The 23,718-nt window shown below is 44.9% G+C and carries 12 protein-coding genes; 10 read left to right on the top strand and 2 right to left on the bottom strand.

Going from position 1 to position 23,718, the window contains the following annotated elements; all coding sequences use genetic code 11:
- Positions 1-685 precede the first annotated feature (685 nt).
- Genes alsE through OCV61_RS06865 form a run of 3 tightly spaced genes read left to right on the top strand, consistent with a single transcriptional unit; the run spans position 686 to position 3,266 of the window.
- Entirely contained in the window at positions 686-1,363 is a 678-nt protein-coding gene (gene alsE / locus OCV61_RS06875) for a D-allulose 6-phosphate 3-epimerase (RefSeq protein WP_158421207.1), read from the top strand.
- A gap of 15 nt (positions 1,364-1,378) precedes the next feature.
- Positions 1,379-2,281, top strand: a complete 903-nt coding sequence (gene alsK, locus OCV61_RS06870; protein ID WP_158421206.1) for an allose kinase — start codon at positions 1,379-1,381, stop codon at positions 2,279-2,281.
- Positions 2,282-2,330: 49 nt separating this feature from the next.
- Positions 2,331-3,266 (top strand): ROK family protein, encoded by a 936-nt coding sequence (locus tag OCV61_RS06865; RefSeq protein WP_158421205.1) that lies wholly within the window; start codon positions 2,331-2,333, stop codon positions 3,264-3,266.
- 61 nt (positions 3,267-3,327) lie between these two features.
- Here OCV61_RS06865 and OCV61_RS06860 read toward each other — a convergent pair whose 3' ends face one another.
- Both OCV61_RS06860 and OCV61_RS06855 read right to left on the bottom strand, forming a co-directional pair.
- Positions 3,328-5,940: a sensor histidine kinase gene (locus OCV61_RS06860; protein ID WP_262582723.1), complete on the bottom strand. Its 2,613-nt coding sequence runs from the start codon at positions 5,938-5,940 to the stop codon at positions 3,328-3,330.
- A 23-nt stretch (positions 5,941-5,963) separates the two neighbouring features.
- Entirely contained in the window at positions 5,964-6,659 is a 696-nt protein-coding gene (locus tag OCV61_RS06855; RefSeq protein ID WP_158421203.1) for a response regulator transcription factor, read from the bottom strand.
- A 251-nt stretch (positions 6,660-6,910) separates the two neighbouring features.
- Here OCV61_RS06855 and pulA point away from each other — a divergent pair, with 251 nt between their 5' ends.
- The 7 genes from pulA to OCV61_RS06820 all read left to right on the top strand — a co-directional run bounded on the left by pulA (position 6,911) and on the right by OCV61_RS06820 (position 23,596).
- Positions 6,911-8,836 (top strand): type I pullulanase, encoded by a 1,926-nt coding sequence (pulA, locus tag OCV61_RS06850; RefSeq protein ID WP_158421202.1) that lies wholly within the window; start codon positions 6,911-6,913, stop codon positions 8,834-8,836.
- A gap of 719 nt (positions 8,837-9,555) precedes the next feature.
- The gene (locus OCV61_RS06845; RefSeq protein ID WP_158421201.1) at positions 9,556-10,488 is read left to right on the top strand and encodes an AAA family ATPase; all 933 of its coding nucleotides are present in this window, start codon (positions 9,556-9,558) and stop codon (positions 10,486-10,488) included.
- On the top strand, positions 10,489-11,577 hold the full coding sequence (locus tag OCV61_RS06840) for a DUF58 domain-containing protein (RefSeq protein ID WP_158421200.1): 1,089 nt from the start codon (positions 10,489-10,491) through the stop codon (positions 11,575-11,577).
- A gap of 16 nt (positions 11,578-11,593) precedes the next feature.
- Entirely contained in the window at positions 11,594-13,948 is a 2,355-nt protein-coding gene (locus OCV61_RS06835; protein ID WP_158421199.1) for a transglutaminase-like domain-containing protein, read from the top strand.
- Between the two features lie 27 nt (positions 13,949-13,975).
- Entirely contained in the window at positions 13,976-15,352 is a 1,377-nt protein-coding gene (locus OCV61_RS06830) for a DUF4430 domain-containing protein (protein WP_158421198.1), read from the top strand.
- 1 nt (position 15,353) lies between these two features.
- Complete coding sequence (locus OCV61_RS06825; protein ID WP_158421197.1) at positions 15,354-21,470, top strand: cadherin-like beta sandwich domain-containing protein; 6,117 nt, start codon at positions 15,354-15,356, stop codon at positions 21,468-21,470.
- Positions 21,467-23,596 (top strand): leucine-rich repeat protein, encoded by a 2,130-nt coding sequence (locus OCV61_RS06820; protein WP_158421196.1) that lies wholly within the window; start codon positions 21,467-21,469, stop codon positions 23,594-23,596. Before OCV61_RS06825 ends, OCV61_RS06820 begins: the two co-directional genes overlap by 4 nt.
- Positions 23,597-23,718: the final 122 nt, after the last annotated feature.

The following is a 23,718-nucleotide window of genomic DNA, read 5'->3' as shown; positions in this document are numbered from 1 at the left end:
CGAAAGCCAGCGCCTTGAGACGCTGGCCTAGCATTAAAGGCTTATAGCCATCCTACGAGCCACCCGTTTCACGGGTGGGGGCGACTGTTGTGAAATGTGCATAAAAATAATGCTTCAAATAAGCGAAACTGACGAAATGATAAAAGGTATATTGACAAATCATAACACGGGTATTATGATTACACCATAAGTTACGTAAAGGTTTACGCAACGAAAAATAAGGTGGTTATTACTATGAATGAAAAGAAGCTGTCCATCATTTGTGTAATCCTTTACCTAACAAATATGTGCAAAAATATTCAAAATATGTTCCAAATTATGAAAAAATATACAGGAAAGGAGCACGTTCACTTTATAATAACAGAGAAAAATGGTAATATGGAGACTTTACTAAGATTTCCATGAAGGCTGCATCAGTATTATTTACCAGGAATTAAGTGTAATTAACGAGTTGTCTATTTTAGAAAACCTTTTCGTAGGAAAGCTTCCATCATCGGTGGAACAAGCTTTATGGATGATAAAGGTAAGATCCCGGGAGTTGTAATGGGTGCTCTGATCATTATCTCTGTTGCAATCGACCATTTCGTAGTAAGTAAGAAATAATCTGGATTCAGGTGTTTTCACACTCGGATCATGTTACAAATTCAAATAAAGTTACAGTTTTTGGCTTAAGGAGAGAAAAGAAATGAAACCAATGTTTAATCCTTCATTAATGTGTATGGATCTTCTTAATATCAAAGAGCAGATCCAGGTTCTGAATAAACGTGCAGACTTTTATCATGTAGATATCATGGATGGACATTTTGTTAAAAATATTACTCTGTCCCCGGATTTTGTAAAAGCGATCCATCCCATCTGTGACATTCCGCTGGATTGTCATCTGATGGTAACTACACCGGATGATTTTATTGAACCTTTGGCAAAAGCAGGTGCAGGCTTTATCTGCCCTCATGCTGAGACTATCAATTCCGAAGCATTTCGTATCATCAACAAGATTCATGATAATGGATGCAAGGTTGGCGTTGTACTGAATCCTGCAACACCGGTATCTTATATTAAGCACTACATCCACAAGCTGGACAAGATCACAGTAATGAGCGTTGATCCTGGGTTTTCCGGACAGCCATTCATCCCGGAAATGTTAGACAAGATCCGGGAACTGAAACAGTTGAAGGAAGAAAATGGATATCATTATCTGATCGAGGTAGACGGATCCTGCAATAAGAGAACCTTCAAGCAGCTGACGGAAGCTGGAACAGAAGTGTTCGTTGTAGGTTCTACAGGATTGTTTGGACTGGATTCCAATCTGGAAACAGCCTGGGATAAGATGATCGCAGACTTCAATCAGGAAGTGAATGCCTGAGGACAGGAGAAATCTATGAAAAAAGTAATCGGAATTGACATCGGAGGAACCAACCTGCGGTTCGGAGTTGTGGATCACAATGGAAATCTGGAACATTTTGAAAAGAAATCCAGTGGTTCTCTGGTATCCGATAATGCAGTTGAAAATCTAAAAAACGAGATACTCAGATATATGGATACATATCAGCTGAATAAAGAAGAGTTGGCTATCACTATCGGAGTTCCGTCAGCAGTAAGCAAGGATAAGAGTTTTATCTATTCTTCTCCAAACCTGAAAGGTCTTGAGAACATGGATCTGGGACATCTTTTAAGAGATGCCCTTCAGATGCCGGTGTTTGTAGACAGGGATGTGAACTATCTCCTGATGAATGATATCAAGAATTTTGATATTGATCCTGATCGTGACAAAACCATTCTTGGTATGTATCTTGGCACTGGCTTTGGAAATGCCGTGTATATAAATGGCAGTCTTCATTGCGGAAAGCATGGGGTTGCAGGAGAGCTTGGTCATATTCCACTTAGAGGTGCCCATGGACAGTGTGGATGCGGCGGCAAAGAATGTAGTGAACTTCATTGTTCAGGCAAGCATCTGCAGGAAATAAGGGCGGAATATTTCCCGGATACAGTGATCGATGATATTTTCACAAAACACGGAGATGATCCGGTGATCCAGGAATACATAGATATTTTGTCTTATCCTATCAGTACAGAGATTACGATTCTGGATCCGGACTATGTATTAATGGCCGGTGGTGTGATGATCATGAAGGACTTCCCTATGGAAAGGCTTCTTGAGCAGATCAGAATACGCTGCAGACATCCTTATCCGGCAGAGGATATTCAGTTTATTTTCCCTGAGCATACTCAGACCAGCGGTGTGATCGGTGGAGCTCTGGCTTATTTTGCCAGTGTAAAATAACATGTGCAGATGATCTCAGATATGGAAAAGAAATATGGAGCCCAGTGGCATGAATAAGTATATTGGCGTAGAAATCGGCGGTACCAAGCAGCAGATCGGGGTTGGCTATGGGAACGGAAATATTATTGTCAGCAGGAATGTAAAGCTTCAGTATAAAAGAGGCGCAGAGGACATTCTTGACTGGCTGTCCGAAAATATCAGGGAGCTGCTTGATGAGTATCCGGATGTGTCCAGGATCGGCGTTGGATTTGGCGGACCGCTGGAGTCCTCAACCGGTCGTGTGCTTTGTTCACTTCAGGTCCCGGGATGGAAGGATTTTCAGCTGAAAAAGTGGTTTGAAGAAGAATTTCATCTTCCGGCAGTGATCGTGAATGATACCGTAGCCGGTGGGATTGCAGAGCTTTATTGCGGTGCCGGGATCGGTTCAAAATCCATGTTTTATACCAACATCGGAACTGGCATCGGCGGCGGCCTTTACATTGACGGGAAAAATTATGATGGGATCGGTTTTGGGGCAGGCTATCTGGGAAACAGCCTGATCCCGGACTGGCAGAGCAGTACACCAGGGGCAATGACCCGTCTGGAGCTGATCTGTTCCGGCAGAAGCATTGAGACCCGTCTGAATCAGCCTGGCTATGTGCCGGAAAGTTCTTTTTTGTACAAGACCGGAGAGCGGATCACCTGTCAGGATCTTGGAGATGGGGTAAAGGCGGAAGATGCTTTCTGTATGGAAGAACTGGATCGGATCGCTTCCAGCTTTTCTATCGGATTGGCCAATGTCCTGGCTCTTGGAGGAATCCAGAAGATCCTTATTGGCGGAGGCGTAGCTAAAATGGGAGAGGTTCTGTTTTCACGGATCCGCAGGTTTACAGAGGAATATGCATTTGTGGCAAATCAGGGAACTTATATGATCCAACCCTGCAGACTGATGGATGAAGCGGTGATTGTAGGTGCTCTTCTTGCTGCTGATGGAAAGTGGAGATAAAAGAAAAAACCAGGTGAAGACCCTGAATAAGGATCTGCATCTGGTTTTTTCTTTTGCTTGTTTATTTATCTTCCTCAGGTAATTTATTTTCCACAGGGAAGGTGATCACTACTTTAAAAAGATCTCCGTCAAGATACAGGCGGAAGCTGCCTTTTTGCAGCTCCGTCAGAGTTTTGGCAATGGAAAGGCCAAGACCGCTGCCTTCTGTGCTTCTGGAAAGATCCCCGCGTATAAAGCGTTCTGTCAGCTGGTCAGCTGAGAAGTTAAGAGCTTGTGCTGAAATATTCTTGGCAGTAAAAACAACCTTAGTTCCTTGATTTTCCAGGGAAATATATACTCGGGTGCCTTCCATTGCATACTTATAGATATTTGTAAAAAGATTGGAAAGCACACGCCACATTTTCTGACCATCTGCCAGGATGGTGGGTTGTTGGGCAGAGAAAAGGGTAACAATGGTCAGCTGCCTGCGTTGGAACTGCTCCTGAAATTCTCCGCACACCTGCTGGGCAAGCTCTGTAAAATTCAAAGGCTGGATATTCAGGGAAACATTTCCGGTACTGATCTTGGAGGCTTCCACCACATCTTCTGTCAGTGTTTTCAGACGGTGGGCCTTTTCATCAAGGATATCCAGATAGCCGCAGATCTTTGGATCTGTAAAATTCTCCTGTTTCAGTAGGGAAATGTAATTGATAATGGAAGTTAGGGGTGTTTTGATGTCATGGGAAACATTGGTGATCAGCTCTGTTTTCAGCCGTTCATCACGAAGGCTTTTATCAACAGCAGCATCCAGCCCGTTGCCAATATTGTTGATATATTCTGCTGTCTGTTTCTGATTGCCTTTTAGATGGTCAACCGGTATTTTATACTGCAGGTTCCCTTCCGTGATCTTTTTAAGCCCAAGGGTGATCTGATCCTGTCCGTCTGCTTTTTTCAGCACCCATACCAGTGCGGCTGCATCCATAACAAACAGGAGAAGCAGGAAAACCTGCGGGGTATTTACAGCAAGTATGGAAAAAATAAACTGGAAAAACAGGAAAACAGCCAGCCCCAGGGTCAGGGTTATTTTAAGGGCAGTGTTGGTAAAATACAGGGCAAAAAAATCTTTGAGTTTACGGAAGAACAGCCGGATCAGAGAGAGAATCCTGCAGGTCAGACTGTTTTTCCAGAAGGTTTTGGTACGGATCCTGCGGATCATGCCAAGCATGAAGGAAAGCATCAGGACAAAGGTATATAACAAAATGGATATAAGTACAAAAGCATGTGCTTTTCTTCCATTTTGTGCATTTTCATAAAGCGTAACCAAGGTGCTATGGTTTATTACATAAACAAATGGCAGGAACCAGATCAGGAAAAGCACTGCCCCGTAAATCTCAGTGAACCATCTGTCAGTAAATGTAAGGTGGATATTACCGTCTTTTGAAGTTCTGCCTGCATTGAAGCAAAGCCACAGGGAGCCAATCAGTGCAAGGATCAAACCGGCAGCAAAACCGGCCAGGGCAGGCCGTGCCCATTTCAGGCAGAGCTGATAGGTATCTGCATGGGCAGAAAAAACATCTTCTGCAGGATAGTCTGTATCCACTGCCATTGCAAAGGTATAATCTGAAAGGTTAAGGTGACTTTCTATATCCTGCAGCCAGGCAGAGGCAGACAGGATGCCATGGCCTGTATTATTGATGGCAGTTCCTGCAGTTTCAAAGGTGCGGTCAGAGTCTGCAAGAACATATACAGGTGTCTGCTTCATCTTTGACAGGAGAGATGCTGCCGAGGAGTAGGAGGTTTCCTGATTGGAAAAAGCCTTTTTATTCTCATTGTCTACTAAAAGCCAGGTAAGGTTGGAATCAGCTTCATATTCCTGGAGCACATTCTGGCTGTCCATATAGGCGGATACTAAAGATAATGTTTTTTCCAGAGCATTCAGCGCATCCAGGACACGGTCATTCCAATTTGGATCATGATTCAGGATATCCAGGAGACTGGTACCTCCTTCCGGAGAAAAGTCCTCCACCAAAGGAGTTTGTGTACAGCTGGAAACACTTACATATTTCAAAGTAGTTTTATCGCTGCCATAAATTCCGGTCAGAGCATTGACAGAAAACTCTTTTTCAACATAGTCATACTCCAGCTCATCCATGATTATGTTATATGCTTCCTTCTCTGTCCACACATCATCATGAAGAAACTGCTGGTTATACCGGAAGTTAAGAGTGCCGTTTTTTATCTGATCCTGAAAATCAGAGAACGGGAAATATTCTTTTGTGCCGTCTTCTTTTTCACAGATCACAATTGTGTGGCCTGGATCAGAATCATAAGACCAGCTATCACTGACCCATTTCTTCAGATCAGAGAAGGAATAGGCAAGACCGGAAGTGTTTTTGCCGGAAAGAGGCTGATCATTCAAAACTTCATCCAGGTCGATCATGCAGGAATCATCTGCAACAGAAGAAAAACGGGAAATATTTGAATAAGCAGAGGTGATCTTTCCTGCTGCGGTATTAAGATCGTCTGCAAACATGCTGGATTTTGGATAGGTATCAGACATCTGTATAGGGGACTGGTCTTTGCTTAGCATGTAAGAAAGAAAGAGTCCACATACAAGGGATACACACAGGAAACCACAGGTCAGGATCCAGACCAGACCTTTCATGGGACGGCTTCTGTAAAATTTGTGATTCATAAGAACTCCTTTCAGAAAAAATATCAGATTTTTTCTACTTTGTAGCCAAGACCCCATACAACCTTCAGATAACGGGGTTCTTTTGGATTGATCTCTATTTTTTCACGGATATGGCGGATGTGTACAGCTACGGTATTATCCGCTGCTATGGCCTGTTCGTTCCATATATTTTCGTAAATCTGGTTAATGGAATATACCCGTCCCTGGTGCTTGATCAATAACAGCAGGATGTTGTATTCAATAGGGGTAAGCCGTACCGGTTCTCCGTCCACTGTAACTTCTTTACGGTCATCATCTACCATCAGGCCGCCGGTCTCGTAGATATGGCCGCTTTTTTCCTGGGAAACAGAGCCAAGCTTCATATACCGGCGCAGCTGGGAGCGGACCCGTGCCACCAGCTCCAGTGGATTAAAGGGCTTTGTTACATAATCATCTGCCCCTACATTCAGCCCCAGGATCTTATCTGCATCTTCGGATTTGGCAGACAGGATAATAATGGGAAGGGAATTTTCCTCACGGATCTTTAGTGTGGCACGGATCCCGTCCAGCCTGGGCATCATCACATCAATGATCAAAAGGTCTACCTCCTGGGTGCGGAGAACCTGCATAGCCTGAACTCCGTCATAGGCTTTCAGAACCTGGTGGCCTTCCTGCTGCAGATAAATGTGGATCGCTTCTACAATGTCTTTGTCATCATCACATACTAATATATTAGCCAATTTCTTTTACCTCCAATGGTCAGATCGTAACAATTCCTTTTTAAGATAGGCGAAAGGAAAGTCTTAAGAATTTATGAAATTCATAAAAATTATGAAATTTAAACAGTTTTTCGCATTTGTATCAGGGTAGCATATTATTGGTAGTATGGCAAACTAATACAGGAAAATAATGCTTGGCAAAGGGGAGGGAGTTGGATATAATATGAAAATTATGAAGATATAATATTTTTGGCGGGAAGGATGAAGGGTTTATGAGAAGCATCAGCGAATGGAAAAGAATCTATAATACAGAAGATTTCAAGAGTAACTATACATATACAGGACAGGATCTGGGATGTACCTGCACAGAGGGGAAAACTTCTTTTGTGCTGTGGAGTCCTTTGGCAGAGGAAGTATGTCTTTACCTGTTCAAAGACGGAGAATCAGGAGAAGCATATGGATCTTTTCCAATGGAAAAGGGCGAAAAAGGAACCTGGAGATGGGAGACAGAAGAGAATCTGAACGGAGTATATTATGATTTCAGGCTTTCTATGGACGGAGAACAGGTATGGTTTGGAGATCCTTATGCCAGAGCCTGCGGTGTGAACGGCAAAAGAAGTATGGCGGTATTGCCTGGAAGCACAGACCCAAAAGGCTGGAAGGAAGATAAGGCTCCTGCAAAAGCAGAGGAAAATATTATTTATGAGATTCATGTAAAGGAGTTTTCCTGGGACAGATCTGGTGGATTCCCTGAAAAAGACCGTGGGAAATATACAGCATTTACAAAAGAACATACCACTTTAAATAATGACGGGATCCATCCCACAGGAATGGATTATATGAAGCAGCTGGGTGTAACTTATGTGCAGCTGATGCCGGTATACGATTATGGCTCTGTGGATGAGAAGGATGATCATGGCTTTAACTGGGGGTACGATCCTGTGAATTATAATGTTCCGGAAGGTTCTTACTCTACAGATCCCTGCCATGGGGAAGTGCGTATCCGTGAATTTAAAGAGATGATACAGGCTTTGCACAAAAATGGTTTTCGTGTGATCATGGATGTGGTGTATAACCATATGTATTCTCTGGATACAAATCTGAATAAAGCAGTTCCCTGGTATTATTACCGTTCTTTTGAAAATGGAGAGATCTCCAATGGCTCTGCCTGTGGCAATGATATAGCAAGTGAGCGGCCAATGTGTGGGGATTATATCCTTCAGTCCGTGCTTTACTGGGCAGAAGAATATCATATTGACGGCTTTCGGTTTGACCTGATGGGGCTTCTGGACATAGACCTTATGAACAGGATCCGAAAGGAATTGGATGTACGTTACGGAAAAGGGAAAAAACTGGTTTACGGTGAGCCATGGGCTGCAGACAAAACAGCTATGGAAGGCAGCAGTATCCAGGCATTAAAGTCTAATATTGGCCTTCTGGATGAAAATGTGGGTATGTTTTGCGACGATACCAGAGATGCCATCAAGGGTCATGTGTTTGAGGCAAAAGTGCCTGGCTTTGTAAACGGAAAGGGCGGATTAGAGGAGAAGATTCTTGACAGCGTAAAGGCCTGGTGCATTCCAGGCAGCCAGATCAAATCACCTGCACAGATCATAAGCTATATTTCTGCACATGACAATCTTACTTTGTGGGATAAGCTTCTGGCAACAATGAAAGGTGCTTCCAGAGAGAAACTTCTCAGAGTGAATAAACTGGCAGCAGCTGTTTATATGACCTGTCAGGGTAATCTGTTCCTGTTATCCGGGGAGGAATTTGCAAGGACCAAGGACGGGGAGGAGAACAGCTTTAATCTGCCCATAGAACTGAACCGTCTGGACTGGCAGAGGGCTTATGAAAATGAAGAACTGGTAAGTTTTTATCAGGGGCTGATCCGGCTTCGCAAACAGATGCCCGGATTGTGTGACAAGACAGCACAGGCTTTTGGAAGGATCCGGGATCTGTGGGCACAGTCACAGGCAGTAGGATTTACTGTGGACAATCAGGATCCGGGAAACGCCTCTGCCTGGACACAGCTGTACATTGCGTATAACGCATCTGACAAGGTGATTGAGAGACCCCTTTCGGAAGGTGACTGGGAGATCCTTGTAAAAGATGGCAGGATCTGTGACAAGACATTCTGCAAAGACGTAGTTACTGTGGAGCCGGTAAGTGCAGTGATCCTTGGAAAAAGACCATGATATGCGAATATAGGGTAGGATTGGGGGAGTGCGTTGTGCGAAACAATCCGTAGCTATCATAGCTTTGGGCTTTTGCCTCCAACATCATGCCATAGGCTTTTGCCTCCAACATCATGCCATGTGTTGCATTTAATATAAAAATATGTTACAATTCCTTACAAAACGAATATAGAACAATGACCGGCTTTGAGTCCTGTCTTCTACAACGGGATTGTTTGGAAGACAGCTAAGAGAAGATCAGGTGAGAGTCCTGAACAGTCGTGCTTCTGTGTGAAAACAGGTTGCTGTAAGATACAAAGATTTTGGAATCTGTTTTTAAGTCAGAGATACTGCTCAAAGATGCTGCCAGTTATATAGTGCACGTATTGATAATGGGGAAGGAAATTGTTATTCTTGTAGGCTGCCTGGAAGACAGACTTACAGGGATATTTCTTGCGTAGTGTATTAGGCAGTCCAAAAAGCAGGTTTTGATAATCAGGCGTAATACCACACAGGGTATTACGCTTTTTTTATCTCAGTCGAGAAGACTCCCACATCTTTCAGGTGGTGAGTAACAGCAAGTTCGTCTCAGTGGGAGTCCAATCTCCGACTGAGATAAACGCTCCGCGAGGATGCGCAGTGATTCTGTAAAGAATATGTCAGCTTACGCTGACCAGAATCACGCGCCAAGTCTCGCAGCTGCTCGACTTGATTGCAGGAAGTTAAAGAAAGGGAAAGTTATGGCAGAAATAATGGAACAAGTACAAAAAGAACTTGCCAGTGTTATTATCGGAAAAAAGGAAGTTACAGATAAAATCCTTATGGCATTTCTGGCCAGAGGCCACATTCTTCTGGAGGATGTGCCAGGGGTGGGAAAAACAACCACAGCGTTGGGCTTAAGCAAGATCCTGGGACTGGAATTCAGAAGAATCCAGTTTACGCCGGATGTAGTCCCATCAGATGTTACCGGATTTACCATGTATAATAAGGAAAACGGACAGTTCCAGTATCATCCCGGTGCAGTGATGTGCAATATGCTTCTGGCAGATGAGATAAACCGTACTTCCAGTAAGACACAGTCTGCATTGTTGGAGGTTATGGAAGAAGGCAATGTGACAGTGGATGGCGTGACCTATGAAGTGCCTAAACCCTTTGTGGTGATCGCAACCCAGAATCCGCTGGGAACTGCAGGCACGCAGATGCTTCCGGAATCTCAGCTTGACCGTTTTATGGTAAGGCTCAGTATGGGGTATCCGGATGTGAAAAGCCAGGTAGAACTGCTTCGTGACAGGCAGAAAACCAATCCTCTGGATAGTGTGCGTAAAATTCTGGATACTGATAAAATCCTGGAAATGCAGCAGGAGACGGATAATGTATATATTTCGGATCCTATCCTGGAATATATTTCCGTATTAACAGACCAGACAAGAAAAAATCAGGGGATCGTGCTGGGTGTCAGCCCAAGAGGCGCCCTTGCTCTTAGCAGGATGTCAAAAGCAAGAGCATACTTATCCGGCAGGGATTATGTGATTCCAGAGGATATACAGGAAGTCTGGACAGATGTGTGTGCACACAGGATCGTGCTCAGTCCGAAAGCAAGGATCAGCGACCTGACTGCTGTGGGGGTGCTTACTCAGATCCTGAAAAATATAGAAGCACCCAGGGTGGAATAAATGAAGCGTAACAGAATATCCGCAGGCATTCTGCTTGCGGTTGGGATCCTTGTGCTTCTTTATACCGGCTCCTATGGAATGTTCTGTGTATTGGCAGCAGTGCTTTTTTTGCTGCTTTGCCTGGCAATTTATACAGTGCTGGCTGGGCGGAATCTTGCCGGATACATACAGCTTCCGGAAAACGGAGAAAAGAAAGCTAGGATCAGCGGAAAGATCTGTATAGAGAATCATTCCATACTGCCGCTTTTTTGTGTTGGCTGTGATCTGTACTGGGCAAACCGGCTTACAGGGGAAAAGGGAAAAGAAAAGATCCTTTTCGGAATTGCCGGAAAAAAGACAGAAGAAATCCAGTTTTCTTTTGAAACAGTATACAGTGGAGAATGTACTGTTCAGGCACAGACTTTGGAATGCATGGATTCATTGAGAATATTCAGACGTAAGATTCCTGTGTCAATGTATGGAGCAACCGTTATATTGCCGGAAATCTATGATGCAAGGGAAGAGATCACACATTCCGAAAGTTATAATATGGAAAGCTTCCGGTATTCCCAGGAGCATGGAGGCGAGGATGCAGGAGAAACTTTCCAGGTAAGGGAATATGAGGCAGGAGACAGTATGAAACAGATCCACTGGAAGTTAAGTGCAAGATTGAATGATCTGGTGGTACGGGAGCCAGGGTATCCGGTAACACGTTCTGTGCTGGTATTTCTGGAAACCGGATATGAAGGTTCTTTTCCAGATCCTGAATATCTGGATCGTCAGGCATCGGTGGCATTGTCTGTAACAGATGCATTACTCAGGCAGGGAATTACCTGTCAGCTTGGATTTTATGATTTTGCCCTGAATCGGGTATTTCAGGAAAACATACAGGACATGGAAAGCTTCTGGCAGGCAGCAGTGCTGGTGGTGCGTGCAGGAAGACAGGAAAACGGTGTTTCAGGCCTTAGAAGATTTCTTGAAAACTGTGAGGAATGGCAGGCTGGCCATTATATTTATGTAACTGCAAAAGAGGCAGCAAAAGAAGTTGTGCTGCTGCAGGAGTCAGCGGAAGTAACCATACTTAATGGGGAAGACAACAGTCAGGCCTGATAGATAAGGAGAGCATATGTTTTTTTCTGTTGATAAAAAAACAGACCATAAAAAGAATATCAGTGCCTTTTTAACAGAAGGAACAGCAGCCTGGTTTTTGGCAGCGGGTATCCTACTTACTTTAGAGCAGTGGGTTGATACAGGCTGTCCGGCTGTTTTTTATTGGATGGGGACAGGGATTGCTATTCTGATTCTGCAGCTTCTTTCCCTGAAAAAATGGGCACTTCAGGGTACCTTTCTCTTTGCTGGGGTAATTCTGGCAGCAGTTCTGGCAGGAGTTACGCCTTTGGTTAATGGGCTGACGGTCCTTTATAATACACTGGTTCAGACTGTGGGAGAAAGTACCGGTATCGTACTGCCAAAGTTTGTCCTGATCCGTGAGACAACTGTGGGAAGGGATATGGAGGCATCCTGCTTTGTACTGGCATTTGCTGTTGGAATGATTTTTTTCTGGATCATAAGAAGCAGATGGTTCTGGCTGGCAATTGTGGTGGCACTGCCTGCTTTTTTGACTGCCGGACAGGCAGGAAATGTAAAGGTTTATGCAGGGCCGCTGCTTACAGGGCTGGGGGTTACAGGTGCGCTGGCCCTTTCTGTATACGGCACAGGAAAAAAGGCTGTGAAAAATCATACGTCCAGGCTTGTGCCGGAGCTGTATCTTTATCTTTCGGTATTTATGCTGGCAGGAGTATTGCTTGCTTCTACGGTATTCCCTTCCGGATCCCGGACTGTTACAGGTATTTCAAAGGCGCTTCAGGACAATGGAAGTAATCTTCTGAACCATATCCGTTATGAGAAAAAAAAGATCAATTCTCTTCCAAAGGGAAGAGTGGATCAGGCAGGCAGCTGGTCTGCCACTGAGGATACAGCACTGACGGTTACCGCAGACCAGCTGGAATCCTGCTATCTGCGGGGATTTGTGGGAAGCAGCTTTGATGGCAGCAAGTGGAAGCACCTGAAAACAGAGGATTATTATAATAACAATGGCCTGTTTTACTGGCTGCACCAGGCTGGATTGTACGGCAATGCTCAGCTGGATCTGGCTCGGAGCCTGGTAGAGGATAAAAGTATTCCACACCAGGATCAGGTGATGAAGATTACTAATGAGAATGCAGATAGTGAGTATATTTATACACCATATGAAGTAAAAGCAGGTTCCTGGAGTGATGCCTCTGTCTGGGAAAATTCAGACGAAACACTTCGTTCCTTCCGCCTGTACGGAAGCCGGTCTTACGAATACCATGTAAATACCGGTCTTACCAGTTATTTCCCTGAGCTTGCCGCAGAAACATTTTTAAGTATTCAGGATAAGAAAAATACAGAATATGAGCAGGCAGAAAGCTATTACAATGCTTTTGTATATGAGCATTATACAGGCCTGACAAAAAGCCAGACAGAACTGCTTTCCAGGGAACTGGGAGAGGCCGGGGATCAGACAAAGGGACATATAGATTACTATTCTGCCATCACAAAGATCAGGGAGTGTTTGCAGAATAATTTCATATATGATAAAGCATGCAAAAAAATGCCGGAGGGCAGAAGCTTTCTAAACTATTTCTTAACAGAATCCAGAACCGGCTATGATGTACACTTTGCTACAGTGGCAGCACTGATGTTTCGTTACTATGGGATACCGGCCAGATATACAGAAGGCTATGTAATTACTGAAGATGATCTTTCCGGTAAGGAACCGGCAAAGACTTTGGATATTCCAGCATCTAACGGACATGCATGGCCGGAGATTTACGTGGATGGCATTGGATGGGTCCCCATAGAGGTATCGCCGGATTATCTGAAACGCATGAAGCAGCCGGATCTTACCAAAGGCCTGCAGGCAGGCACAAGAAGTGCACAGCAGGCGGCAGAAACACTGGAGACAAATACTCCTGAAGAAGAAACATCACTTCCGGAACTTCTCCGGAAAACCATGTTTGATCTTGTGCGCCTGATCCTGATCCTTCTTCTGGTTTTTGACATCATATTAATTCTCTTTATGATCGTTGTGGTACTGCGAAGATCGTGGGCATGCTGCAGGAGAAAGAAAGGATGCAATCAGGAGGATAACCGTAAAGCAGTGCTTTATATGATGAAATATGCAATGTCACTTTTGCTTTATGGCCAATCCCAGCTTTATGGCAGCAAAAAGAAAGATATACGAAGTTATCTGGAAAAAGAATTTTCAGGGGAACTGGTAAAACTTTATGATACAGCTGTCACAGTGGGAGAAAAGGCAGCGTTTAGCAAACATGAGATCACCTGGCAGGAAAAGGCTTCCGTACAGGATTATATGAAAAAGCTGAAAGAAGAAAAACTGAAAAAAAACAGATGGTTTGACCGTTTCATGATGCGCTATATTGAACGGCTTTGCTGAAAATCTTTATGAAGGGAGGCGGCACAGATGAAGCATGATCAAAGAAGAAAAGCAGCGGCAGTGCTAGGGCTGATTTTGTGTCTGATCCTGCTTACTGCCGGATTTGCAGCAAAAATAGGATCACAGCAAAAACAAATCCCGGAGAATCCTGTTACAGGTGTAAATCAGGAAAGATCCCAGGTTCTCTACAGAGGTGAAGGGTATTATACTCCTGTGGTCAGCAGCGATGAGGATACAATAGAAGAACAGCCGGAAACAGAAGTGCTGATGCAGGAGGATCCCACTCCTACGCCTTCCCAGGCTCCAAAGGAAGAGCAAAAAGAGGAAATACAGGAACCACAGGAAGAGCCTGTACCGGAGAAGCCTGTACAGGAGAATCTAAATGAGGGAAATTCACAGGAACAGCCGGAAGATCCGGGTACACAGACCAGCGAGCATGGAAATGGGGAGAAGCCTTCCGCTTCAGAGGACGATAAAAATGGAGAAGAAAAGCCAGTTACAAAAATCTTTGATGACACCCAGGTGATAGAGGAAGATCACGCAGAAGCCGGAGATGATGATTATAATCAGGAAGAGGCTGAGGTTCCACAGAATACGCCTACGCCAACTCCAGAGGTGGAGGATCTGCGGCCTTCTATCAGTTCAGACCTGCAGGATGGAGAAGTGATCCACAGGGAATCCAGGGTATTTTCTGTTTATGCAGAGGACTATAAGGAAAGGGCACTGACTCCTTCCCAGTTGATTGTGCTTTGCAATGGACAGCATCTTACCAGTATTTCAACGGATAATGGGGTGATCAAATACAAAGCATATCTTGATGATGTGAATACGATCAGTATTACGGCACAGGACAGATATGGCAATCAGGATACAGTGAGTGTGACTGTATATAAGGAAATCACAGGAGATGAGGAAGAAGAGCAGCCTGCAGGAACCATCACCTTCAGCCTGGAAGCTTCCACTATGGGACTGGGATACCTGATCGGGCCGGCAGAGGTTCCGTTTTATGAAGAAGAAACCCTGCCTTATGTACTGAACCGTGTGCTTTATTCTTCAGGGTTCCAGTATCATTATACAGGATCTATGGATGCTGGGTTTTACCTTAAATCCGTGGATCGTCCGGGAATCACTTTGGGATATCAGATTCCGGCAGAGATTCTGCAGCATCTGGAGGATGTAAATGACATTCCGGATCCGGAAACCTGCTCCCCTGACTGGCTGGGAGATGGTACGCTTACCGGAGGAGCCGGATGGATGTTTTCTGTAAACGGTACGTATCTGAGTTCAGGAATGAATACCTATTTCCCAGCAGATGGGGATGAAATACGGGTACGTTTCACTTTATATTATGGAGCAGATATTGGTGAAGCGATGCTCGGAGGTGAAACATGGGGGGATTGGTAGAATGAAAGAGAAATTGCTGGCCGTTTATATGTCCGTGATACTGCTGTTTAGCAGTGTTCCGGTATTAGCAGAAGAGATAAAAGAGCCACAGATAACCAAAGAAGCAGTCCAGGCAGAGACTGCAGGGGCATCGGCAGTACAGACTGAGGAAAAAACAGGAGAAGCACTGTTTGAACCCACAGCAGCGCCGTCAGAACCAACAGCAGCGCCGCCAGAACCAACAGCAGCGCCGCCAGAACCAACAGCAGCGCCGCCAGAACCAACAGCAGCGCCGTCAGACCCCACAATAGCGCCGTCAGACCCCACAATAGCGCCGTCAGAACCGACGATAGCGCCGTCAGAACCCACAATGGCACCGTCAGACCCCACGATAGCGCCGTCAGAACCAACAGCAGTGCCGCCAGAACCAACGACAACGCCGTCGGAAGGAGATAACAGCCAGGAGGGGGCAACAGGGAGTCAGGAAGATCAGAGTCAGGAAACAGACAAAAATAACAGTGCCACGGATTCAGGGAAAGATGCAGATTCTGAGGATGCGACAAAGGATAGTGATGACTGGCTGGAGCAGTTAAGCTTTGCTTCCAGGACTACCATGTCAGAAGGTGATGTGATCTACAAGACTGTACCGGATTTTTCACCGGAGATCCATGAGTATACTCTGTATTTACCGGATTTTACAAAAGGAATTTACGGTCTTGGCGTGTCCAGTTATTCAGAACCTGTACTTTCTACTTATGTAAATCACAATGGGGAAAGGGAAAGCGTAAATCTGAATGCCTATGCAAAGTATGGCAATTATCAGGCAATGGATTATATTGTGGATTATGGACCGGGTGAAAATACCATGCAGATCCATTCAAAAAGCGGCACAAAAGATTACCTGGTACATGTAAAACGTATTCTTTCTCTGGGATATCTGAAAGCAGCCTATCAGGGAACGGAATATGTGCTTTACAACCATGAACGGGAAGAGTTGTTTGCAGATAAAGACCCGGATTTCCAGAAAGAATATGATCTGTATCTTCCGGGAGATACCACAGGACAGACCTTATCCCTGTTTCCTGAGACCTATTATTGCCAATATGCAGATGTACGGGAAAAATACCGGGTTACGATAAATGGAACAGAAACGCCTACTGACGAAGAATATGCCTGTGTATTAAAAGGCGGGGAAGAGGATGTGGAAATCCGTCTTTCCTACGAAGGTGTAGAAGATACGGTTTACACCTTGCATATACATCCTGTGCAAAAATCTCTGAACATGACTTTTTCTACAGAGAGCCAAGGGGCTGGAGATACTTTTTTTGTGGAGATGCATGATCAGTATGGGGCCAAGATCACCTCTAATAAAGAAGATCCCCTTATTTTTACAGGACTTCTTGAAAACAACAGTTATTCCTATGTAGCCTATGCAGATGGATACCAGCGGGTAAAAGGCCAATTTACGGCAACAGAGGAAAACGGTCATATTAATATTGAATTTACACAGAAAGCCAAGGGCCATTATCTGGAGGAAATGACTCTGAACACAAGGCAGCACAGTGGTTCCGGTGGAATGGAAAAAACACTGGTACGCCATGAAGAGCTGGATCAGGAACTGGGAGGTATTACCTATGTTGCTGAATACAGCAATCAGTACAGTTCCAATTACTCGTTCTTTCTGTCTGCAAGCCTTTCTGCTTTTGCACCTGCTGGTTCGGAAGCTGTAATGAGTGCCACAGATGTAAATGGAAATCCACTGAGCCGGAAAATGCTGCTGTCGAAAGAAAATCTGGATTATCGTAATGGATTTACCGGAGATTTCTTCAAATCAGGTGAATATGGCGCCAGAAGAGGAATCTGTACAGTCACTGTAGGAAACGGCGAAGAACAGGAGGTTTACAAGATCCTTGTCACTCGCACCCTGGCGTTGAATGATCTGACCTGTTCGGACTCGTCAGACGGAGAATCAATTTTTAACGAGAAAAGATTTTTCAGTAATGTTTTTGATTATACAGCCTCTATAACCGATCAGGTAAAACAGGTTTATGTGAAGGCAACCATCAAACAGGAGGAAGGGTACAGCCTGTTTATCAATGGACAGCCATGGGAAAGCGGCGAAGAGCTTGAAATTCCCATCACCGATCCGGTTACAGTGATCCCTGTCAGGCTTGCAAAGGAAGAAACTTATGTGGAAGGGGCTCTGGCCGGGAAAACGTATACCACAGAGGGAAATTATTCCATCACCATAAAAAGATCTGCTGTTTCGGATATGACTTTCCAGACAGACCCGGAGGATGCATTAGTCTGTGTATATGATCCTTTGGGAAAAAGGGTGATGCCCTCAGAGAATCAACCCAATATGTTTGCAGGCCTGAAAGGAGATACGGAATATTCCTATACGGTCAGCTGTTACGGGTTTAAAACTGAGTCAGGAACCTTTACTGCACAACCTGGTGGAAGTCTGAAGGTCCGTCTGGAACGGGCAGATACCAAGCATGAGGAACTGACAGACAATGAGTGGTGGAATTACCGCAACAATGAAGAAAATAACGGTGTTACCAGCGTAAGTACACCAAATAACCCTAAGGAAACCAGCGAAAAGTGGGCACTTCAGATCAGCAGCAGCTGGAGCGAATCCTGTACTCCCCCACTGATCCTCGGGGGACAGCTGTATACAGGATCAGGTAAATATATTTATAAGGTTGATAAGGAAACAGGCAAGATCCTGGCTGTAAGTGACCAGTTGAAGGGAAGTCTTGTTTTTGCCTTAAATCCCCTGACCTATGCGGAAGGAATGATCTTTGCACAGGTAGGAAACGGGCAGGTCCAGGCAGTAGATGCCACGACCCTGAAATCCGTATGGATCAGTGAGGTGCTGGGAGGACAGACGCTTTCTCCTATTACCTATAAAAACGGGTATATTTATACAGGAACCTGGAATTCAGAAAGCAAGGAGGGTACATATTTCTGCCTTTCTGTTACAGACGAGGATCCGGACAATCCGACAGAGATCAAGAAATGTACCTGGAGATTCTCCCATATGGGCGGATTTTACTGGGCCGGCTCCTATGCAACGGAAAAATATCTGGTTTTCGGATCAGATGACGGTTCACGGGAGGGCAGTTATACAGCCTCATCGATCCTGTATTCCGTATCAGCAAAAACCGGAATCCAGATTGATATGATTTCCGGACTGGATGGGGATATCCGTACCTCCATTGTGTACAATAACGGATACATTTATTTTGCAACAAAAGGCGGCATCCTTTACAGGGTGCAGATGCATGCGGATGGAACTTTTGGCCAGCTTGTGGCTATTTCCCTGGGAGGAATGGCAACTGCGTCACCGGTGGTCCATAATGGTCGTATCTACATTGGTGTATGCGGAACCGGCGGACAGTTCCAGGAGGATGCAGGCCATCATTTTGATGTACTTACTGAGGATGCAAATGGGTTGTACCGTGCATATTCCGTGCCTATCCGGGGATACCCCCAGGCAGGGGCAACCCTTTCCACTGCCTATGAAAACGAGGATTATAACGGAGACGGCAAACCGGATGGAAGGGTGTATGTTTATTTTACCTATAATGTATACCCGGGTGGAATCAGCTTTATCTCTGACGAGCCGGGACAGACAGAAGGAAAAGCCGAGGACCTGTACATTCCGGACAAAAAACAGCAGCAGTACTGTATCAGTACTATCTGTGCTGACAGCGACGGTACTTTGTATTATAAAAACGACTCCGGATATCTGATGGCAATTTCCTCTAACAGTGCTTATCTGGATGATGTGGATATCACCTGTCAGGAGGGAAAAGTAAAATGGGATGATGATTTTTCTTCTTCCACAGGCTCCTATACACTGACCATGCCAAATGGCACAAAAGCAGCTTTTGTAAAGCTGACTATACCAAGTGGCAGGACTGCTACGGTAAACGGGCAGACATATACAGGCATTACCACAGTGCCCCTGAATGAACAGGGCGAGGGGGAGATACAGGTAGTTGTTGAGTATGATCAGCAGAAACGAACCTACCGGTTTAAACTTTTGGGGCTTGGAAGCAATGCAGACCTGGCATCGCTGGTTGTCAGCGATAATAATGCAGTGAATGTTACAGCAAGCCAGATCCCGGTAACTCCTGCTTTCTCAAAGGATATTACGGATTATACTTTAGATGTATATACGGGAGGGAAGAAATTCCTGAATATTTTCGCTTCACCGGCAGGAAGTTTTGGAAAGGTTACAGCAGAAGCCGGCGAAGGAACCCGAAGGATCATGCGTTTTGAAAATACAGCAGGAACTTTGGGTGCGACCCGGTTTGCAGTTTACTTTGATGACCAGGCAGCGGTGGCACAGGTTACGTTGAAGGTAACGGCCGGAGACGGAGTAACGGTGAAAGAGTATCATGTAGCGCTGCGGCGCACAGATACATATCCACCGGTTCTTTCCGATACCAGGGCAGTGCGTATTGATCAGGACCAAGCACAGGTTTCTTTTAAATCCAACGAAACCGGATATTATTACCTGGCGGCTGTGGACAAGGGGGCAGATGCACCGGTATTTGATCTGTCTGTGCCAGGTACAGAACTTCTGCAGGGTGAAAATTCCTTTGAACTGGATGTGACCGGAGGCAGTGCAAAAGACATTTATATTCTGGCTGTAGACAGCTATGGAAATAAAATGGAAACACCTGTCCATCTGGAACTTCAGGAATATAAGCTTTTGACGGTATCCTTTGTGGCAACACCGGCACAGGCGCAGGTAGTGGTCCAGGATGATACAGGAAGGACGGTTCCTCAGGAGAACGGAAGCTGTACACTGTTTCCGGGAAACCATTATACAGTTACGGTGTCTTTGGATGGATATTACACAAAAACACTGGATTTTGTTGCATCAGAGGAAACTACCCGGTTTGAGATCACGCTTGAGAGCAGCCGAAGCTCAGATTCTGCACTGAAACAGCTGTATATAAGCAGCTCTGACAAGTATGGAAAAGGAATATTGAAACTCACTCCTGCATTTTCATCTGAAACCATTAACTACCAGGCTGTATATGAGGGAGAGAGAAGTTACCTGAACCTGTGGCCGCAGGTTTCAGATCCAAAGGCAACGGTAAAGGTTTATGCAGTGGGCGGTGTTAAGAAATCCACAGTATCAAAAGAAGATGAATCCATAGAGGTGGATCATACAGGCAGCCATCCTGTGTGCAGGGTTTATTTTGAAAAACAGGTTTTTGAGGCATCCGTCCGGATCGCTGTAACAGCAGAGGATCAGACAAGAACAGATTATTTTGTGAAGCTTTATATCAAAGATACAACAGCTCCGGTGCTGAAGCCGGTTTCTGCAAGCCGCATTTCCCGGAAAAAGGCCTCTGTGATCTTCAAATCAGGAGAAAAGGGAAGATATTATTACAAGGTAACAGAAAAGGGTGGAAGCGACCAGATCGATACCTCAGGAAAAGGAATTGAAGGGATCGCCGGAACCAATATTATTACTTTGAAAAAGCTGTCAGCCGGTGAAAAAGAAATCCATATCATTATGAAGGATGAAGCCGGCAATTTCAGCAATGTACTTACAGTCAGTATTCCCGACAGCCGTAAAAGCGGCAGCACGGATAAGAATAAGGCAAACAATATTTCCGGTTCCTCAGGGAAGAAAGGGCCGGGAGGACAACAATCCACTGCATACATCCGAAATAACAAGGACAGCGTGGAAGAAGGAGATGGAGTACTGAAAAAAATGAATAAAACTTCTTCCGGATCATCAGAAAACCCACAGGAAAAGCGCGGAGCTGTGGGATCTGACAGGAAGAAGCCAGATCAAAAAGAAGGGAAGAGTGATACAAAGAAGAAAAAACTGAAAAAAGAGAAAAGCAAAAAGGAAAGTACAGAGGGACAAACGCCGGAAAAATCAGAAACAAAAACAAGCCTGGGAAGCAGTAACAGCGGAGCTGCCAAACAGGCAAATGTGGCTAGTGCAAGCAGTGGTCAGAGGCTGCCTGGAGAACTGAAGGTTGTTTCCGGGATCGCACTAGCCGGCGGGCTTTATCTTATATTCTGGATCAGGGCCTGTGTGGTAAATAGAACAAGAACTGCGTGGAAGCGCAGAAAAAGAGAAAGGAACCAAGTAGTATGAAAAACATGAAGAAACATGCAAAATTGTTTTTATCCGCTATGGCAGCAGCTGTTATGATGGCAGCACCGGCAGCTGTAAAAGCAGACGATGCAGATCCTGTACAGCTGGACGGAGAGAATAATTATACGGATGATAATGGGATCGTATATAATTTTGTGATAAGTGGCTCAAGTGCAACTCTGGGCATGATCGATCTCAGTGGTGCTGATGCGTATGATGTGGTTGTTCCAGGAGCAGTGACGAAAGGTGATGTAACGGCTTCTGTATCCCAGATTAAAAATGGGATTTTCTGTAAAAAGACAGAAATTACCAGTATAGATATTTCCGCTACCAAAGTTACAACATTCCAGACAAGAGGATATGGGCACACTGCTTTTGAAGGATGTTCAGGGATGGCCAGCATTAAGCTTCCGGAAACACTTATCCAGCTGCCAAACTATATGTTTGATGGATGTTCCAGTCTGGAGATGGTGGAAATTCCGGCAAGTGTAAAAACATTTGGTACTAATCCGGCAGGGGTTGCCCATACACGTATCTTTAATGGCTGTACCAGCCTGATGGATATTCTTGTGGATGAGAAAAGCACCAGCTTCAAGGATATAGATGGCGTACTTTATGATAAAGCAGGTACTACTTTGTATGCATATCCGGCAGGAAGGGACGCTGAAACCTATGTTGTACCGGATGGCGTAACAAAAATATTCCATGGTGCATTTCAGAATGCCCAGCATCTGAAAAAGGTTCGCTTTCCATCCAGCCTTACAGAAGTAGGACAGTATGCTTTCTGGGGCGACAGTGTTGGGGACGCAAATGACAATTCTCTGGAAGAAGCCTGGTTCTATGGTAATCTGGCATCAACAAAGATGGGAACTAGTGCATTTCTTTCTACTATGAGCAAGATCCAGAAAGCAAACGGGATCAGCCTGGACAGTGTACCGGAGGAATGCCGTGGAAGTGTTAAACTGGAAGCGTCTGTATTACCTGCAGCAGCAGAGCAGGGTGTTGTCTGGAGCATTGACAGTACAGAATATGCAGACCTGACCAGTGATGGTACACTTACACCAAAGGCTGCAGGCACAGTGAAAGTAACTGCAACATCTACAGATGAGAAATGGAGTGACAGTGATGCTGATGTAACTGCTTCCAAACAGATCACCATTGTGCCCTATGCTTCAAAAGTAACTGTTTCCGGAGAGAAAACGGAAGTGGTTGAAGGTGATGAGGTAACATTCACAGCACAGGTTCAGCCGGAGGGCATCAGGGACAGCCAGATTACATGGTCTGTAGATAATGCGGAACTGGCTGGTATTGATGAGAATGGAATCCTGACAGCAAAAAAGGCCGGAACTGTAACGGTAACCGCAGCAAATAAGGACGGAGATCCTGCTGTTAATGATGGCAAGGTAGAGGGAACCTTCCAGCTTACCATCAAAGCAAAACCGGTAGAGCCAACAGCAACACCGGCACCGGCAGAGCCAACAGCAACACCGGCACCAGTAGCACCAACAGCAACACCGGCACCTACTCAGGCTCCGGAGGTTACTGTAGAACCTACCAAGGCTCCGGAAGCACCGGTAAAAGCAGTAAAAACATCTGAAACACAGATCAAGATCACATGGCAGAAGGATCCGGCTGCGAAGAAAGGCTATCGCATTTATGTAAAAGGTGGAAAGAGCAAAGGCTGGACAAAGGTTGCTGATGTTGCTGCAAACAAGAACAGTTATGTATTTAAGAAACTGAAAGGTCAGGCACTCCAGAGCGGAACTACATATCAGTTCCGGATCGTGTCTCTTACAAAGAACAAGAAAACAGAAGGCAAAACAGAAATCCTGAAGACGAATACCGCACCTGGAAAGGCTGCACTTAAGGCTTCATCTCCGAAAAAAGGAACTGTAAAACTGACCTGGAAGAAAGTAAAGGGTGCTGTTGGATATGAGATCCAGCTGAAAACATCCAAGAAAGGTTCCTATAAAACTGTGAAGGTACTTGGAAAGAAAGCAACATCCTATACTCAGAAGAATCTGGGCAAGGGAAAAACTATTTATATTCGTGTGAGGACCTTTAATACAGCAAATGGGGCAAAGATTTATAGCAAATGGGCAGCAACAACTGTTAAATTGAAATAATCTGTAACGATACGGGATTTTTACAGATGTAAGTATTCTCATTCTCTCCACAGCGCAAAGGTTGCTTTTGCTGGCGATTTATGGCATAATAAGTCAATACAAAAAGACAAAGTAGTGGAACT

It is taken from the genome of Blautia ammoniilytica, from assembly GCF_025566965.1.
Taxonomy (GTDB): Bacteria; Bacillota; Clostridia; order Lachnospirales; family Lachnospiraceae; genus Blautia_A; species Blautia_A ammoniilytica.
This window is presented reverse-complemented; position numbering and strand designations above follow the sequence as displayed.

Excerpts from the sequence above, each read along its gene's own strand:
- alsK (WP_158421206.1), top strand. The coding sequence starts at position 1,379 with ATGAAAAAAGTAATCGGAATTGACATCGGAGGAACCAACCTGCGGTTC.
- OCV61_RS06865 (WP_158421205.1), top strand. The coding sequence starts at position 2,331 with ATGAATAAGTATATTGGCGTAGAAATCGGCGGTACCAAGCAGCAGATC.
- OCV61_RS06820 (WP_158421196.1), top strand. The coding sequence starts at position 21,467 with ATGAAAAACATGAAGAAACATGCAAAATTGTTTTTATCCGCTATGGCA.
- pulA (WP_158421202.1), top strand. The coding sequence starts at position 6,911 with ATGAGAAGCATCAGCGAATGGAAAAGAATCTATAATACAGAAGATTTC.
- OCV61_RS06845 (WP_158421201.1), top strand. The coding sequence starts at position 9,556 with ATGGCAGAAATAATGGAACAAGTACAAAAAGAACTTGCCAGTGTTATT.
- OCV61_RS06830 (WP_158421198.1), top strand. The coding sequence starts at position 13,976 with ATGAAGCATGATCAAAGAAGAAAAGCAGCGGCAGTGCTAGGGCTGATT.
- OCV61_RS06840 (WP_158421200.1), top strand. The coding sequence starts at position 10,489 with ATGAAGCGTAACAGAATATCCGCAGGCATTCTGCTTGCGGTTGGGATC.
- OCV61_RS06860 (WP_262582723.1), bottom strand. The coding sequence starts at position 5,940 with ATGAATCACAAATTTTACAGAAGCCGTCCCATGAAAGGTCTGGTCTGG.
- OCV61_RS06835 (WP_158421199.1), top strand. The coding sequence starts at position 11,594 with ATGTTTTTTTCTGTTGATAAAAAAACAGACCATAAAAAGAATATCAGT.
- alsE (WP_158421207.1), top strand. The coding sequence starts at position 686 with ATGAAACCAATGTTTAATCCTTCATTAATGTGTATGGATCTTCTTAAT.
- OCV61_RS06825 (WP_158421197.1), top strand. The coding sequence starts at position 15,354 with ATGAAAGAGAAATTGCTGGCCGTTTATATGTCCGTGATACTGCTGTTT.